Source organism: Enterobacter sp. BIDMC109 (assembly GCF_001037885.1).
GTDB classification, from domain to species: domain Bacteria; phylum Pseudomonadota; class Gammaproteobacteria; order Enterobacterales; family Enterobacteriaceae; genus Enterobacter; species Enterobacter hormaechei_C.
Window position 1 is genome coordinate 1,517,067 of the sequence record NZ_KQ090002.1, and the last position, 16,237, is coordinate 1,533,303.

Sequence of the window (16,237 nt, forward strand, 5' to 3'; positions counted from 1 at the left end):
CTATTCCTGGTACGGAATCGCGATCTATTCAGATTACAACTACTGTAATTTGTGGTGGGGTGACCTAGGATTACTTCATATTTACGGCAAAACATGCTGGCGAAAACAGGTTTAAAAGCTATAATTCGTCAACCATTTTAAGGTGGAAGAAATAATGATTAATTTGAAAGCAGTCATACCGGTAGCGGGTTTGGGCATGCATATGTTGCCCGCCACAAAGGCCATTCCTAAAGAGATGCTGCCGATCGTTGACAAGCCGATGATTCAGTACATCGTCGACGAGATTGTTGCTGCGGGGATCAAAGAAATTGTTCTGGTGACGCACTCTTCGAAGAATGCCGTTGAGAACCACTTCGACACCTCTTATGAACTCGAGGCGCTGCTTGAGCAGCGCGTTAAGCGTCAGCTTCTGGCAGAAGTTCAGTCTATCTGTCCTCCTGGCGTGACCATCATGAACGTGCGTCAGGCGCAGCCGCTGGGTCTGGGCCACTCAATCCTCTGCGCGCGCCCGGTGGTGGGTGATAACCCGTTCATCGTGGTCCTGCCGGACATCATTATTGATACCGCTTCCGCCGATCCGCTGCGTTACAACCTGGCGGCAATGGTCGCGCGCTTCAACGAGACGGGCCGCAGCCAGGTGCTGGCGAAACGCATGGATGGCGATCTCTCTGAGTACTCTGTCATTCAGACGAAAGAAGCGCTGGAGACGGAAGGGCAGGTGAGCCGCATTGTTGAGTTCATCGAAAAGCCGGATCAGCCTCAGACGCTGGACTCCGACCTGATGGCCGTTGGCCGCTATGTTCTGAACGCGGATATCTGGGCCGAGCTGGAAAAAACGGAGCCAGGCGCCTGGGACCGTATCCAGTTGACCGATGCGATCGCTGAACTGGCGAAAAAACAGTCCGTAGATGCCATGCTGATGACCGGCGATAGCTACGACTGCGGTAAGAAAATCGGGTATATGCAGGCATTTGTGAACTACGGTCTGCGTAACCTGAAGGAAGGGGCGAAGTTCAGAAGCCGCATTGAGAAGTTGCTGGCTAACGACTGATCCGTCTCTGTCTATTTGAAAAAGCGGCAGTTATCATTTGGTATGTGTAAACATAACCAAAATGGTAACTGCCGTTTTTCGTTATTAATTCTAGTGATAACATGGAGTTATCTGATTCAAAAGTGGACTGATTTGTAACGATTTGTGCTTGTTTCCGAGTCCATTTAGGACGACAATTAACGCCAGTTTTTTGTCTGTAATCAGACCTCAAAATCCTTTATTCAACATTCGCTCAGTGCACTGGTAGCTGTTAAGCCAGGGGCGGTAGCGTGCCTTTTTTACACACAATCTAGTATTGAGCAAAGCAGGAGAAGCAGGATGTTACTTCCAGTGGTGATCGCAGGAGGAACAGGGAGTCGACTATGGCCGATGTCTCGCGAGTTGCAGCCTAAGCAATTCCTTTCATTCCATCAGGGCGGATCGATGCTGCAAAATACGATTTCACGCCTTGACGGTCTGGATGTGACCGATCCGATTGTTATCTGCAATGAAGATCACCGTTTTCTGGTGGCCGAGCAGTTGAGACAAATGCATAAGCTCGCCGGGAATATCATTCTTGAACCTGTTGGGCGCAATACGGCACCGGCTATTACTCTGGCTGCCCTCCATGCACTGGAAACTGGTGAAGATCCTGTCATGCTCATTCTGGCTGCCGATCACTTGATTGCCGACACAGCCACATTCCATTCCGTCATTACCAACGCCATTCCTTTTGCAGAACAAGGCAAATTGGTTACCTTCGGTATCGTGCCTACGCAGCCAGAAACTGGCTACGGCTACATTCAGCGTGGTGAAGAACAACATGCCGATCAGTCTACCGCCTGGAAAATCAAGCGCTTTGTTGAAAAACCGGATCAGGCGACCGCTATCTCTTACCTCGAAAGTAAAGAGTATCTCTGGAACAGCGGTATGTTTATGTTCCGGGCCTCTTCCTATCTGAACGAAGTTGCGAAATTTTGTCCGTCGATCCTTGATGCATGCAAAAATGCCATGCAGCAGCCCGTCAGCGATCTCGATTTTATCAAACTCGATAAAGAGACATTCACCTGTTGTCCGTCTGATTCCATCGACTATGCGGTGATGGAACATACAGACTTGGGCATTGTGACGGCGATGGATGCAGGGTGGAACGACGTGGGCTCGTGGTCAGCGCTATGGGAAACCTCGTCGCATGATGCTAATGGCAACGCGCTGATTGGCGATGTTTTCACCCATCAGACCCGCGATTGTTATATCCGCAGCGAAGGGAAATTAACCGCAGCGTTAGGGTTGGACGACCTTATTATTGTTAATACCAAAGATGCGCTGCTGGTTTCCCATAAGGATAATGTCCAGGATGTGAAAGTTGTTGTTGAGCATCTAAAAGCCCATTCACGTGCTGAATGTCGCGAACATACCACGCGTTATATGCCCTGGGGCCATGTCGAAACGCTTGTTCGGGATACGCGTTACCGGGTTAACCGTGTAACCATTATTCCTGGTGGTGAGCTCTCGCTTCAGCTGCATCATCATCGTATTGAGCACTGGGTTGTGCTGACCGGAACGGCGCTAATTGGTGTCGAAGGGAACGAAATTTATCTCACTGAAAATGAATCAACGACAATCCCTGTGGGAAAAAAACATAAGCTCTCGAATCCAGGAAAAATAAATCTGGAAATTCTGGAAATTCAGTTTGGTAGTTATTTGGGTGAAGATGACGTACTAAGGATTTCATAATGGAAAATAACAATAAAAAATTAAGTTGTTTTAAGGCCTATGATATTCGGGGGAAATTAGGTGAAGAGCTTAATGAGGATATTGCCTGGCGTATTGGTCGCGCTTATGCGCAATGTCTGGAACCAAAACAGGTTGTTGTCGGCGGCGACGTTCGTCTGACAAGTGAGTCTCTGAAGCTGGCTCTCGCGGAAGGCTTGATGGCGGGCGGCTGTGATGTGCTTGATATTGGACTTTCTGGCACAGAAGAGATTTACTTCGCCACCTTCCATCTGGGCGTTGATGGCGGTATAGAAGTAACGGCCAGCCATAATCCGATTGACTATAACGGGATGAAGCTGGTTCGCAGCGGTGCCCGTCCGATCAGCGGTGACACGGGTTTGAAAAAGATCCAGCTCCTCGCGGAAATAAATGATTTCGCCCCATCTCAGCGTATGGGAAGCTATAAAAAGATTAACGTTCTTAATGAGTATGTTGATCATTTACTGGGCTATATCAATCTCGACAATTTCCGCATTAAACCGATTAAGTTAGTCATCAACTCCGGTAATGGTGCCGCGGGGCACGTTATTGATGAAATTGAAAAGCGTTTCAAAACGGCCGGCATTCCTGTCGATTTTATAAAAGTTCATAACGATCCGGATGGTACTTTCCCGCACGGTATTCCAAATCCACTTCTGCCAGAAGCACGCCAGGATACCGCCAATGCGGTTGTTACAGCTGAAGCGGATATGGGTATCGCGTTTGACGGAGATTTTGATCGCTGCTTCCTGTTTGACGAGAAAGCCAATTTTATCGAAGGTTACTATATCGTTGGACTCTTAGCAGAAGCCTTCCTGAATAAAGAGCGTGGCGCGAAAATCATCCACGACCCGCGACTGACCTGGAATACGGTTGATATTGTCGAGCGCGCGGGCGGGATCCCTGTGATGTCTAAAACCGGTCATGCTTTTATTAAAGAGCGTATGCGCAAAGAGAATGCGGTATACGGCGGTGAAATGAGCGCTCACCATTATTTCCGTGAGTTTGCTTATTGTGACAGCGGCATGATTCCATGGTTGCTGGTTGCTGAACTGGTAATAACATCCGGACGCTCTCTTGGCTCGCTGGTGGAATCACGTATCGCACGCTTCCCTGTATCTGGTGAAATTAATCGCAAAGTGGTCCATGCTTCTGCGTTAATTGATGAGATTGAAAACCGCTACTCCTCCCTGGCTGTGGATATTGACTACACGGATGGACTGAGCATGTCTTTCCCGGGCTGGCGCTTTAACATTCGCACCTCCAATACCGAACCGCTGCTGCGTCTAAATGTGGAAGCAGATGCCGATCTGGGTTTAATGGAAGCGAAACGAGATGAGCTGTTAGGGCTGATAAAAAGCTAATTTCTAAGTTGCCTAATCGCGTGGGAAAATATTAATGTTAGAAGTCTTATTAGCGGCAATCGTAGGTTTAATTTTCTTTTTTGTTTTCCTCGCTCTGCACCTACGCATCAGGTTGTTAATGGTGCTGGTATGTAGCATTCCGCAGCTCTATCTGGTGCAATTAGGTGGAGCCGATGTTCCAATGGCATTTCTGCTTCCGGCATTGCTCCTGCCTGAATTTATTATTAATGCAAACCGGTTCTTAGCAAAAGCAACGAATATTATGCTTCTTGGCCTGATACTCATCAGCACCCTGAGCCTTGCGTGGTCGGTTGAGAAATCGATGGGTATTCGTGATATTGCCTATTTGTGTGAATTTATCGTCATCTCAAACGCCGTCTACGTTTTAGCGGTGAAAGATCGAGTTGCATTGTATAAAACTATCAACGTTATGCTGTTTTTTGTTTGCTTGCAGGCGATTACGGTCATCATCTTTAGATTTAATGAGTCACTCGAATTGGCGGTAGTGTTGTCCCCTATAAGTAAATATACGATGGGAATGAATACGCTTCAGAGCTTATTAGATGGAGCTAGGAATAACTTCTACGATCCGGTTAAAGCGGGTGGGGTTTTGTTCGTTAATGCCAATGCTGCTGCCTGTTATGCAGGAATCTCATCCTTTATGGCTTGGGGCATTTACAAGGCGTTGAAATCAAAAATCACGCTTATGATGGCTATTCTGCTCTGGGCAACCGTATTTTTTACCGGCTCCAAAGCGGGCGTCCTTTTCGCGATACTTATCCCGGCATTTATTTTCTATCTGAAACTTCAGCGTTCGACACGCGTCATTTTGAGTTCAGTAGGCGCCTCGTTTGCCATAGTATTAATCGCTATAAGCGTTGTTTTCAGCATTACCGAACAAAGCGTTTTTTTAAAAGAATCCACGGATACGGCTGAAACACGTTACGAGATATGGAACTATGCATTTGACGCATTTTTAAATAATCCACTGATGGGGCAGGGCTACGGTGGTTGGGAAGCCGATTACAGTAAGCACACTGATTATTTCCTTCCGCCACACAACACGCTTATTTATCTTTGGTCTAAGTCAGGAATTATTGCTTCAATGCTGGGGCTAGGTTTTATCCTTTGCAGCATTGGGGTTGCTTTGAGAGCAATACGAAGTACAAATAATGAACAAAAAAACATCGGCTTTTCCTTCCTGATGGTGCTTTCCTGGCTTTTTGCTCACGGATTTGGCGAAAACTTTGGCTTAATAGGTGAGCAACACCAGATGATCGTGTTAGCCGTAATGCTTGGGCTTTGCCTGGCAGCAAATTTACCAATTAATCGGCATAATAGGGTACAGGAATGAAGACGGTCGGTATTTTCAGAAACCAGCTTTTTAAGGGTTCGGAAGTTTTTATTCAGCAGCAGGCTGAAGCATTACAGTGTTTTGATAAATGCTATATCGGCAGACGCCTCATCGGGACGAAACCAGAAGGCTCAGTCGCATGTGTATTGAATGAACATGGAAATGTTTACGGTAAACTCGCAGAAATGGTGAATGCGATCACCACGTCGCAGCTGCCTTATCAGTCTGTTTTAAAATCACAGCCCTTAGACCTCATTCATGCACACTTTGCGATCGATGGACTTTATGCTTTAAAGCTGGCGCAGAAGAAAGGTATTCCTTTGGTGACGACACTTCATGGATTTGATGTGACGGTCAGTAATAAGGATTTACTGGCGTCCCGGTCACCAGCCTGGATTAATTATCTTCTCCATCAAAACAAAGTTAAAAGTCAGGGCGATAAGTTTATTTGTGTTTCAGATTTCATTGCCCGTCAGGCACTGCAACATGGTTTCCCGGAAAGCAAAATCATTCAGCACTATATTGGTATCGATGTGAATAAATATCAGCCGCGTGCAAAAGAGGACGATCAAGGCATTATCCTTCATGTTGCAAGGCTGGTAGAGAAAAAAGGGACGGCCGTTTTAATCAATGCAGTCAAGCAGGTAAAGGTATCAAATCCTGATGTTAAGCTTGTGATTATAGGAGAAGGTCCGTTATTGGATGGGCTAAAGGCTCAGGTCACATCCCTTGGTCTGGATCAAACCGTTACTTTTACAGGCGCGTTGCCCCACGTCGATGTTATGGAATGGATGCGTAAAGCCAGCATGTTGGTTTTACCAAGCATTACAGCGAAAACCGGTGATGCTGAAGGGTTGGGTATGGTTCTTCTTGAAGCGGCAGTGACCGGTGTTCCTGTCATCGGTACTCAGCATGGTGGGATACCAGAGGCGATTATCGATGAGCAAACTGGGTTTTTAGTTAAAGAGCGAGATGATAAGCAATTAGCGGAAAGAATCTCGTTTCTAATGAAGGATGAACATAAGCGGTTTGAAATGGGTAAAAATGCCCGTATTTTCATTAGCGAAAAATTTAACTTGTCCAAACAAACCATAAAATTAGAAAAAATATATCAGGAACTGATTCATGGCTGAGGAAGTAATCATATTTGCTCGCTCTCTTCCATTCCATCACCTTGGCGGAATGGAAGTTGTAGCATGGGATTTAGCGGTTCAGCTACAGGTTAAAGGCTTTAAGGTTACTGTAGTTACCACGGATTTTGATGAAGATATTCCTGTTTTAGAAAATACCCCACAAATAATAAAGTTAAAAAATATCCCTAAGGCGGCATATTCGCCCGGTTGGTGGGCTGAGACTGAAAAAATCATTGAAACGTGGAGAACTAAAGATAATGTTAGTGCGGTAATTAGCATTAGCGCAGGGGCATTTAGTACACTTAAACACAAAAAATTATTCCCAAATGCAAAGTTTATTATGCAGGCCCATGGCACATCAATTGGTGAATTAGTTTCTAAGATAAAAACACGGAAAATTAAAAAGATTTTATCAAGTGTTAAAAATATACTTGGTTTTTATTCAGATGCTAAACATTACTCTTACTTCGACTGGGTTGTTGCTGTTGGGGACGCTGTAAAAAAAGATTTAACGTCCTTTCCAACAACGCTTATTTGCAGTAACGATAAAGTAGTTAAAATCGAAAATGGAATTGACGAATATTTGTTCTCTGATGATATATCTCAGCGAAACACTGTGCGCGAGCAGTTAGGCATAAGCTTTGAAGCAAAAATATTCTTGTCAGCATCACGTCTACATGAGCAAAAGGGGGTTGATAAAAATATCGATCTTTTCGCTGAAATAAAAAAAGTTAACTTAGATGCGAAACTTTTGATTTGTGGTGATGGACCTTATGAAAAACAGTTGCGAAAGAAAGTTGACGAACTCAAGTTAAATCATGATGTAATTTTCTTGGGGGCAAAAACGCGAACTGATTTGGCAAAAATAATGCAAGGTGCCGATATTTTTCTATTCCTTACCAAAAGAGTTGAAGGATTGCCATTGAATGTACTGGAGGCGATGAGCTCCGGATTACCTCTTATAATATCGGAACATCTTACATTTAATTCGAGCGATAAGATATTCAAGTGCAATCCTAATCATATTCCTTTTAAAGATGTGCAGGCTTATATTAATACTCTTAGTAGCAAGGAAAGAAGATCTTTTATCCCCAAAAAAAATACATTAAGTCACTCTGTGAGCGAATATACCTCATTATTCCTAAGAAATTCTAAATGAAAAAAGCTATTAGCCAGCTGCTAGGCGGCAACATGCTTTCGAAAGTCCTTGGATTGGTCAGGGAAGTTTTGATGGCAAAGTTTTTTGGTACAGGAGATGTCAACGGGGCTTATCGTATTGCGCAGACGGGAACCCTTGTACCAATCAATTTTATGACCAGTGACAGCCTTAATTCAGCATTCATCCCATTATATAAAAAATATCTCACCGAGAATGAATTTCGTGCATCGACTTTCAAGCTCTGTATGTTTATTTTTTTCGCTCTGATATCTGTATTTATATTCATTGTTCTGTATTTTTTATCAGACTATTGGGTCGGTATCATGGCTCCCGGAATTGGCGGGAATGCGCGTGAGATGTCGACTGAGTTACTTAAGATAATGGCTATCTGTTGTCCTTTCTATCTTTTTTCAGCGTTAATAAATTATTTGTCGATGGCACATGGAGATTATAAACCCATATCTATGCGGGCCTCCATTCAAAATGTCGGCATGCTGTTGGGAGTGGTTGCTGCATATTATTATAATAATTATCTATTACTTGCATGGGGTTTTACAGGTAGCTATATAATTTTTAGTATCTGGGCGCTTATCCGTGCAAGAAAGGGCACTATTCTAGCCCTCCCTGGTCGTTTTGATGCGGCCGAAGTCAAATTGGTAATGAAGAGTTTTTGGATAACGCTTCGGCCCTTGCTTATACTACCTCTAATATTGCAAGGTAATATTACTCTGGAAAGGGCACTAGCATCATTAATCAGTATTGATGTAGTGTCCGGACTCGATTATGCCCGGTTTATTACTGACACTGTTGTTTTTATTTTGTCTGTGCCAATAGCATTTGCTGGATTATCTGAATGGTCATCGCAGAAGCCAGAAGTTGTTCGAGATAAGATAAGGTTTATTTATAATTGGCTGGCACTGCTTGTTATAAACATGTCTTTTTTCATTTTTTTCTATGCAAAAGACATCGTTATTCTACTGTTTATGCGTGGTGCATTTGATCAGCACTCCGTAACGGTAACAACTGATATTATTCAAGGAATGTGCATAGGCCTTTGGGCTCAGGTGATAGGTTATATATTCATTAAGGCATTGAGCGCACATCTCAATAATAAGAAAGTATTGGTTGTGATGATGGTTGCATTGCTGAGTAATGCGGTTGTCAACCTGGCGACGTATAAAATGTGGGGTGCATTTGGGTTAGGGCTAGGGAATTCGATATACAGTTTAATGATGTTTATCCTTAGCGCGTGTTACTTAAGAATTGCAAAAGATCTTTTTCCTGTGTTAATTAAAATTTCTTTGGGATTAATTCTTTATACATCTATTATCTTGACTCTTGGGCATTACATTATTCAACCTGATAATGTTATTTTCCGACTCTTGATTAATGGCGCAATATTTGTGATGTTTAGTCTGTTATGGGCAATGTTATTCCCATTGTACCGAAATGGTATTAAAGGGATTTTCCAAAAAAAGGGACTGAGATAGCGTATTTTTATGAACAAAAATAAAGATATAAAAGACATCGTCGTCTTATCCACGGCAGACTGGGACAACCCATTCTGGACAAATAAACAGCATGTTGCCTTAGAGCTGGCAAACCGTGGGCACCGTGTTCTTTACATAGAGTCTCTGGGACTGCGCCGACCTAGTGTAAATAAGAAAGACCTTTCGCGTATCTTCCGCCGGGTTCTTAAAGCGATTAAAGCACCTCGAAAAGTGCGCGACAATGTCTGGGTATGGTCACCAATTTCCATCCCATTTAATAACTACGCTATTGTGCGTAAGCTTAATAAACTGATTTTGAGCAGCGCGCTCAAATTCTGGTGCTGGCGTTTAAAATTCAAAGACGAAACGCTATGGACCTATAACCCGTTGACCACGCGTTTTCTGGAGCCGGGTGATTTCGGTTATGTTGTTTATCATTGTGTCGACGAAATTAAAGCTCAGCCTGGAATGCCGGTAGAGATCCTTCAGGATGCAGAGGAAGAGCTTGTACGTCGCGCAGACATTACCTTTGTCACTTCTCTGACGCTTCTGAAGTCAAGAAAGCATTGGAGCGATGAGGTTTATTACTTCTCTAACGTAGCTGACTATAATCACTTTTCAAAAGCGTTGGATGATCAACTGCCCGTTCCTGCCGACCTGAACGCGATCCCGGAGCCAAGAATTGGCTTTATTGGCGCTATTAGCGGCTATAAGGTGAATTTCTCTCTCCTGGAAGCGATTGCAGAAGCTCATCCTGAGTGGTCGCTAGTGATGATTGGCGATGTTGGCGAGGGAGATCCGAACACTGATGCGACTCAACTTACCCGTCACAAAAATATTCATTTAATTGGGCCAAGGGCGTACCAGCAGTTGCCTGGTTACCTGAAGGGCTTTGCCGCAACTTTGCTGCCTAATAATTTGAATGAATATACTGCTTCAATGTTCCCTATGAAGTTCTTTGAGTATCTGGCGGCAGGGAAGGCAGTGGTGAGTGTCGATTTAGCGTCCTTGTGTGACTTTAAAGACTATTTTCGCGTTGCCCACACCCCCGTTGAGTTTATTTCAGCTCTGGAAGATATTACCTCTGGCGATCGGATTTCTGTGGAGAAATGTCAGGAGCTTGCCCGAGAATATACTTACCAGTCACGCACTGAAAAAATGTTTAAGCTAATTGATGAGAAGCGCAATGAAAGTAGCAATCGTTCATGAGTGGTTCAGTTCCTATGCGGGTTCTGAAAAAGTGGTTGAGCAAATTTTACGTTGTTATCCCGATGCGGATATTTTCGCTGTATGTGATTTCTTAAAGCCAAAAGAAAAACATTTTCTTAATAATAAAAAAGTCACTACAACATTTATTCAGCGTTTGCCATTTGCAGCAAAAAAATTCCAGTCTTATCTGCCGTTGATGCCGTTGGCTATCGAACAGCTTGATATGTCTGCTTATGACGTAGTTATTTCAAGCAGTCATGCTGTTTCCAAAGGGGTGATCACTGGCCCTGACCAGATTCATGTGTCGTATGTCCATTCTCCTATCCGTTACGCGTGGGATTTCCAGCACCAGTATCTGCGGGAATCCGGCCTGAACAAAGGTCTGAAAGGGTGGCTTGCTAAGTATCTCCTGCATAAGATTCGTATTTGGGATTACCGTACCGCTGCGGGCGTTAATCATTTTATTGGTAACTCACGGTTTATTGCGCGCCGCATTAACAAGGTTTATGGCAGACAAGCAGACGTCATCTATCCGCCGGTGAATACGGATAAGTTCGAATTCAGTGACAAAAAAGAGGATTTCTATCTGGCTGCTTGTCGCATGGTGCCTTATAAGCGTGTTGATCTTATTGTTAGTGCGTTTGCCAAAATGCCTGATAAAAAGTTAGTGGTTATTGGTGATGGTTCTGAGATGGATAAGATCAAACAGCTGGCGATGGATAATATCACGCTACTCGGCTATCAGGATGACGCTGCAATGGTCGACTATATGAAGCGTGCTAAAGCTTACGTATTTGCTGCAGAAGAGGATTTTGGTATCTCGCCTGTAGAAGCACAAGCAAGCGGTACGCCGGTCATTACTTTCGGTAAAGGCGGGTGCCTCGAAACGGTTAAACCCCTTGGTAGCGATAAACCGACTGGGCTGTTCTTCTTTGAACAAACCGCAGACGCCATATGCGAAGCAGTGAATACCTTTGAAAAATACGCCGATGAAATTAAGCCAGAAGACTGTCGCGAACATGCTTTAACATTTTCAGAGCAGCGTTTCCGTGACGAGATTAGTCAGTATGTCGATAGTGCCTGGGCTCAATACTCTGAGTCGCTGATCAATACTCAGGCTGCGCGAGTACAGAACAGTTATACTCATCCGGAAAAATAATGACCACGGCATAAATCAGCCGATTTATGTCAGGATTTAAACAATGAAAATCAGCGTATTTAAAGATCAAAAGAAAGAATTTATTTGCCGTGGGGCCTTAATTGCATCGGATTTATTTTGGCTTAATGTTTCTTTGGGGCTTTCCTTTTTAACCGTTATGTTTTTTATTGGCGACCTGAATACCTTTATGCCAATTCTACAAATTGATGTGAGGGTGTTGTCACACTTTATTCTGACAGTAATGTGTGTTTTTTGGTTTGGCGTCCGCTTACGTCATTATGCACAAAAGAAACCCTTCTGGTCTGAACTTAAAGAAACACTGCGTACTATTGTCATCTTTTCGATCTTCGATCTTGCATTAGTGGCATTTTCTAAATGGCACTTTTCTCGCTATATTTGGGCCTACTGTTGGCTATATGCCATCATTATGGTTCCGTTATCGCGTGAAATTACAAAAATCATTCTTAACAAATTTGGCTACTGGAAAAAGCGCACCGTTATTTTAGGTTCCGGACGAAATGCGCGTGAAGCCTATTATGCTTTACAAAGCCATGAGGTGTCTGGTTTCAAAATTGATGCGTTTTGTGATTTTGATGCGACAGCCGATATTATGGAAGAGTGTCCGATCGTTAAAGATGAAGAGACATTGCTTACTCATTATAATTCGTTTTCAACTCAGTTCGTAGTCGCGTGCGATTTTGACGAAAAGGATAAATTTGAAAACTGGTTACGATTCCTTGCGAAAAATAAGTGCCGTAACGTTATAATTATTCCTTCTCTGAGAGGATTTCCTTTATACGGCACTAGTATGTCATTTATATTTAGCCACGAAGTATTACTTCTTCAGGTTCACAATAATCTGTCTAAACTGACCTCGCGCTTTATTAAGCGTACCTTCGATATCGTCTGCACCTTAGGCATTCTTCTTGTTTCATCGCCACTGCTGGTTTACCTGTGGTATAAAGTTTCCCGTGATGGTGGGCCGGCTATCTATGCTCATACGAGAATTGGGCGCCGTGGTGAGAAATTTGACTGTTATAAGTTTCGCTCTATGAATATCAATTCAAAAGAGATCCTTGCAGAATTACTTGAGAAAGATCCTGAAGCTCGTGCTGAATGGGAAAAAGATTTTAAGTTGAAAAACGATCCGCGTATTACTGCCATTGGTCACTTCATTCGTAAAACGAGTCTTGATGAGTTACCTCAGTTATTTAACGTACTTAAAGGTGAGATGAGCCTGGTCGGCCCGCGTCCGGTCATCCACGAAGAGCTGGAACGCTATGCCGATGACGTTGAATATTATCTGATGGTAAAGCCAGGCATGACTGGCCTGTGGCAGGTGAGTGGACGTAACGATGTTGACTACACCACGCGTGTTTATTTTGACTCCTGGTATGTCAAAAAACTGGTCTTTGTGGAATGATATCGTCATTCTCTTCAAAACCGTCAATGTGGTTCTGTTGAGAAAAGGCGCTTACTGAATTAAGCACATTGGATATGGCCTCTAATACGGAGTTTTAATGAAAGCCTTTGTTTTTGTTAATGATAACGGCGCTGCTTTTAGCCGTTATAAAAAAAATGAGATCCCTGCGCAGTTCGTGTACGGCGTATCCAAATTAGAAAAGATGGGCTTTGAGGTAATGGTCGGTCGGGGGAATTTACTTAATGATCTTATTTCATTTTGGAAGTTCAAACCAGATTTGTTCTTTATGCCTTTTATTAAAAGAAAAACGATGCTTTTTTATATTCTGGCACGTATTTTTTTATTTAAAACAAAGTTTGCGGGTTGGATGCATCTCGATGTTTTCGCCCCTCCAGTGTCTCGATTAAAGAAAGTAATACATTCATTGCTTCTGCCATTTTTAAAGTGTTATGTAAGAAAAATTGATGCGATTTTCTTTCTTTCGGAAAAGTCACGCGATGAAATCAAGGCCTCAAGGGGACTTCATTCTCATCAATGTCACTTTATACCATGGGGAGGGGATGCAACTTTCTATGCACCTTTTATTAATGGATTACATAACGAGAATATAATTTCGACAGGGCGTGAAAATAGGGATCTGCCGTCTGTAATGTCATCGGTAAAAAATAGCGACGTTACAATTGATATCTATACCAGCGATTTAAATTTGCCTGATAGCTATGCAAATGTAAATGGCGACATTAGGATAAATAAAGGTCGCTGGGCATATACAGACTTGCTTGAGAAAGTAAGTGCATCAAAGAGTATGATTATCCCTATTAAAACAGATAAGATCAATTATTGTGTCGGATTGTCTTCATTGATTGAGGCTATCGCTTTAGGCGTGCCAGTTATTGCTACATACAACCCTTACTGGTATGTCGATATTGAGAAAGAGAAGTGCGGTATTTATATTAAAGATAATTCTTTAATTGAATGGACGCGCGCTCTAGAAAAGTTAAATAGGGATCCCGAATTGGTTGCTCAAATGTCTAAAAATGCATTGAAAACATTCGTAGAAAAATGTGACTTTGTCCGTACGGAAGAGATGCTTGCAATGCATATAGATAATATACTCAAAAAAAAGTGATCCTTTAAAAGCTTATAAAGAATTGTATGAGTCAGTTGAGTATAGAGCTCCTCTGAATAACTAACAGAAAGTGAAAACTATGAAAATTCTTGTCACTGGTGGTGCTGGTTTTATTGGTTCAGCCGTGGTTCGGCATATTATAAATAATACTCAGGATTCAGTATGCGTGGTTGATTGTTTAACCTATGCAGGTAATGTTGAGTCTCTGGCACCAGTTGAAAAAAATTCGCGATACTCATTCTCTCTAACTGATATTACTAATGCGAAGGCTGTTGCGGATATTTTCAATTCCTTCCAGCCTGATATCGTGATGCATTTGGCTGCTGAAAGTCATGTTGACCGTTCTATCGACGGACCCGCGGCCTTCATCCAGACTAACGTAATAGGTACATTCATTCTTCTTGAAGCATCGCGTCAGTATTACGCATCACTTGATGATGATAGGAAGAAGGTTTACCGCTTCCATCACATCTCTACTGATGAAGTTTTTGGCGATCTTCACGATGCTGACGGATTATTCACTGAAGAAACACCTTATGCGCCAAGTAGCCCTTACTCGGCCTCTAAGGCGGGTAGCGATCATTTAGTTCGCGCCTGGAATCGTACCTATGGTTTACCAACGGTGATTACCAACTGTTCTAACAACTATGGCCCCTACCATTTTCCAGAGAAGTTAATTCCGCTCATTATTCTTAATGCTTTGTCGGGAAAACCGCTCCCGGTCTATGGGAACGGCGAGCAGATCCGCGATTGGCTGTATGTTGATGATCACGCCCGCGCACTGTACAAAGTGGCTACAGAGGGCAAGATCGGTGATACATATTGCATTGGTGGTCATAATGAACGTAAAAATATTGATGTTGTAAAAACTATTTGCGCAATTCTTGATAAAATCATCGATAAAAAACCAAACGGTATTGTCAATTTTGCAGAGCTTATAACTTTTGTTGCCGATCGTCCTGGACATGATCTTCGTTATGCCATTGATGCAACTAAAATGAAAAATGATCTCGGCTGGGAGCCTCTAGAAACCTTTGAAAGCGGGATCGAAAAAACTATTCAATGGTATCTTAATAATGAAGGTTGGTGGCAGCGTGTTCTTGATGGCTCTTACGCTGGTGAACGTCTTGGCCTGAACAAATAATCGAGGTATAGCGTTATGAAAGGAATTGTTTTAGCTGGCGGTTCAGGTACACGCCTGTACCCGATTACACAAGGTGTGTCTAAGCAACTGCTCCCTATATATGACAAGCCTATGATTTTTTACCCAGTATCGGTACTCATGCTTGCCGGTATTCGGGATATCCTCATTATCACCACACCTGAAGATATGCCTGCTTTCCAGCGATTAATGAAAGATGGCTCGCAGTTTGGTGTTAATTTCACCTACGGCGTGCAGCCCTCACCAGATGGCCTGGCACAGGCATTTACTATCGGTGAAAAGTTTATTGGCGACGAGCCTTGCGCATTAGTGTTGGGTGATAATATTTTCTTTGGTCAAAGTTTCGGTATGAAGTTGAATGCGGCGGCAAAGAAAACGTCAGGGGCAACTGTGTTTGGTTACCAGGTTCAGGATCCGGAGCGCTTTGGTGTTGTCGAGTTCGATGAACATTTCAAAGCATTATCTATTGAGGAAAAACCCCTCAAGCCTAAATCAAACTGGGCAGTCACTGGACTCTATTTCTATGACAATAATGTTGTCGACATGGTTAAGGAAATAAAGCCCTCTGCTCGCGGTGAGCTTGAAATCACAACTCTAAATCAGATGTATCTTGACCGGGGTGAGCTTGAGGTGGAGTTATTAGGTCGTGGATTTGCCTGGCTCGATACAGGTACTCATGATAGCTTGATTGAAGCTTCTCAGTTCATTCATACCATTGAAAAACGGCAGGGTATGAAAGTGGCATGCCTTGAAGAAATTGCATTCCGTAATAAATGGCTCAGTTCGGACGAAATAGCTGTTCAGGCCGATCTGCTTCAGAAAACATCTTATGGTCAATATTTGAAAATGTTGATTGGACAATAAACCGGC

12 protein-coding genes and 1 pseudogene are annotated in these 16,237 nt (G+C 43.1%); all 13 read left to right on the plus strand.

Annotated elements, in window-relative coordinates; genetic code table 11:
- Positions 1-154 precede the first annotated feature (154 nt).
- The 13 genes and pseudogenes from galF (at position 155) to rfbA (ending at position 16,231) form a co-directional block, all read left to right on the plus strand.
- Positions 155-1,051: a GalU regulator GalF gene (galF, locus tag SK62_RS07120; RefSeq protein ID WP_039270434.1), complete on the plus strand. Its 897-nt coding sequence runs from the start codon at positions 155-157 to the stop codon at positions 1,049-1,051.
- Positions 1,052-1,369: 318 nt separating this feature from the next.
- A complete protein-coding gene (locus SK62_RS07125) occupies positions 1,370-2,767 on the plus strand; it encodes a mannose-1-phosphate guanylyltransferase/mannose-6-phosphate isomerase (RefSeq protein WP_032103498.1) in 1,398 nt (465 codons plus the stop codon).
- Entirely contained in the window at positions 2,767-4,149 is a 1,383-nt protein-coding gene (locus SK62_RS07130; protein WP_023295012.1) for a phosphohexomutase domain-containing protein, read from the plus strand. Before SK62_RS07125 ends, SK62_RS07130 begins: the two co-directional genes overlap by 1 nt.
- A 34-nt stretch (positions 4,150-4,183) precedes the next feature.
- Positions 4,184-5,503 carry an O-antigen ligase family protein gene (locus tag SK62_RS07135; RefSeq protein WP_023295011.1) on the plus strand — a complete coding sequence of 440 codons (1,320 nt, stop codon included), beginning with the start codon at positions 4,184-4,186 and terminating at the stop codon, positions 5,501-5,503.
- The gene (locus tag SK62_RS07140; RefSeq protein ID WP_032103494.1) at positions 5,500-6,636 is read left to right on the plus strand and encodes a glycosyltransferase; all 1,137 of its coding nucleotides are present in this window, start codon (positions 5,500-5,502) and stop codon (positions 6,634-6,636) included. Before SK62_RS07135 ends, SK62_RS07140 begins: the two co-directional genes overlap by 4 nt.
- Positions 6,629-7,795, plus strand: coding sequence for a glycosyltransferase family 4 protein (locus tag SK62_RS07145; protein ID WP_047718273.1), 1,167 nt, complete (start codon positions 6,629-6,631; stop codon positions 7,793-7,795). The genes SK62_RS07140 and SK62_RS07145 overlap by 8 nt, the downstream gene beginning before the upstream one ends.
- The gene (murJ, locus tag SK62_RS07150; RefSeq protein WP_047718272.1) at positions 7,792-9,285 is read left to right on the plus strand and encodes a murein biosynthesis integral membrane protein MurJ; all 1,494 of its coding nucleotides are present in this window, start codon (positions 7,792-7,794) and stop codon (positions 9,283-9,285) included. The genes SK62_RS07145 and murJ overlap by 4 nt, the downstream gene beginning before the upstream one ends.
- Positions 9,286-9,294: 9 nt before the next feature.
- Positions 9,295-10,494: a glycosyltransferase gene (locus SK62_RS07155; RefSeq protein WP_023295007.1), complete on the plus strand. Its 1,200-nt coding sequence runs from the start codon at positions 9,295-9,297 to the stop codon at positions 10,492-10,494.
- A complete protein-coding gene (locus tag SK62_RS07160) occupies positions 10,472-11,653 on the plus strand; it encodes a glycosyltransferase family 4 protein (RefSeq protein WP_023295006.1) in 1,182 nt (393 codons plus the stop codon). Before SK62_RS07155 ends, SK62_RS07160 begins: the two co-directional genes overlap by 23 nt.
- Positions 11,654-11,696: 43 nt before the next feature.
- Positions 11,697-13,134 (plus strand): annotated as a pseudogene (wbaP, locus tag SK62_RS07165) (undecaprenyl-phosphate galactose phosphotransferase WbaP).
- Positions 13,135-13,173: 39 nt separating this feature from the next.
- Complete coding sequence (locus SK62_RS07170) at positions 13,174-14,205, plus strand: glycosyltransferase (RefSeq protein WP_023295004.1); 1,032 nt, start codon at positions 13,174-13,176, stop codon at positions 14,203-14,205.
- Positions 14,206-14,284: 79 nt separating this feature from the next.
- Positions 14,285-15,349, plus strand: a complete 1,065-nt coding sequence (gene rfbB / locus SK62_RS07175) for a dTDP-glucose 4,6-dehydratase (RefSeq protein WP_032103484.1) — start codon at positions 14,285-14,287, stop codon at positions 15,347-15,349.
- Between the two features lie 15 nt (positions 15,350-15,364).
- Positions 15,365-16,231 carry a glucose-1-phosphate thymidylyltransferase RfbA gene (gene rfbA, locus SK62_RS07180; protein ID WP_023295002.1) on the plus strand — a complete coding sequence of 289 codons (867 nt, stop codon included), beginning with the start codon at positions 15,365-15,367 and terminating at the stop codon, positions 16,229-16,231.
- Positions 16,232-16,237 lie beyond the last annotated feature (6 nt).

What these genes read in the sequence shown, in the direction of transcription:
- galF (WP_039270434.1), top strand. Translation starts at nt 155, where the DNA reads ATGATTAATTTGAAAGCAGTCATACCGGTAGCGGGTTTGGGCATGCAT.
- SK62_RS07125 (WP_032103498.1), top strand. Translation starts at nt 1,370, where the DNA reads ATGTTACTTCCAGTGGTGATCGCAGGAGGAACAGGGAGTCGACTATGG.
- SK62_RS07130 (WP_023295012.1), top strand. Translation starts at nt 2,767, where the DNA reads ATGGAAAATAACAATAAAAAATTAAGTTGTTTTAAGGCCTATGATATT.
- SK62_RS07135 (WP_023295011.1), top strand. Translation starts at nt 4,184, where the DNA reads ATGTTAGAAGTCTTATTAGCGGCAATCGTAGGTTTAATTTTCTTTTTT.
- SK62_RS07140 (WP_032103494.1), top strand. Translation starts at nt 5,500, where the DNA reads ATGAAGACGGTCGGTATTTTCAGAAACCAGCTTTTTAAGGGTTCGGAA.
- SK62_RS07145 (WP_047718273.1), top strand. Translation starts at nt 6,629, where the DNA reads ATGGCTGAGGAAGTAATCATATTTGCTCGCTCTCTTCCATTCCATCAC.
- murJ (WP_047718272.1), top strand. Translation starts at nt 7,792, where the DNA reads ATGAAAAAAGCTATTAGCCAGCTGCTAGGCGGCAACATGCTTTCGAAA.
- SK62_RS07155 (WP_023295007.1), top strand. Translation starts at nt 9,295, where the DNA reads ATGAACAAAAATAAAGATATAAAAGACATCGTCGTCTTATCCACGGCA.
- SK62_RS07160 (WP_023295006.1), top strand. Translation starts at nt 10,472, where the DNA reads ATGAAAGTAGCAATCGTTCATGAGTGGTTCAGTTCCTATGCGGGTTCT.
- SK62_RS07170 (WP_023295004.1), top strand. Translation starts at nt 13,174, where the DNA reads ATGAAAGCCTTTGTTTTTGTTAATGATAACGGCGCTGCTTTTAGCCGT.
- rfbB (WP_032103484.1), top strand. Translation starts at nt 14,285, where the DNA reads ATGAAAATTCTTGTCACTGGTGGTGCTGGTTTTATTGGTTCAGCCGTG.
- rfbA (WP_023295002.1), top strand. Translation starts at nt 15,365, where the DNA reads ATGAAAGGAATTGTTTTAGCTGGCGGTTCAGGTACACGCCTGTACCCG.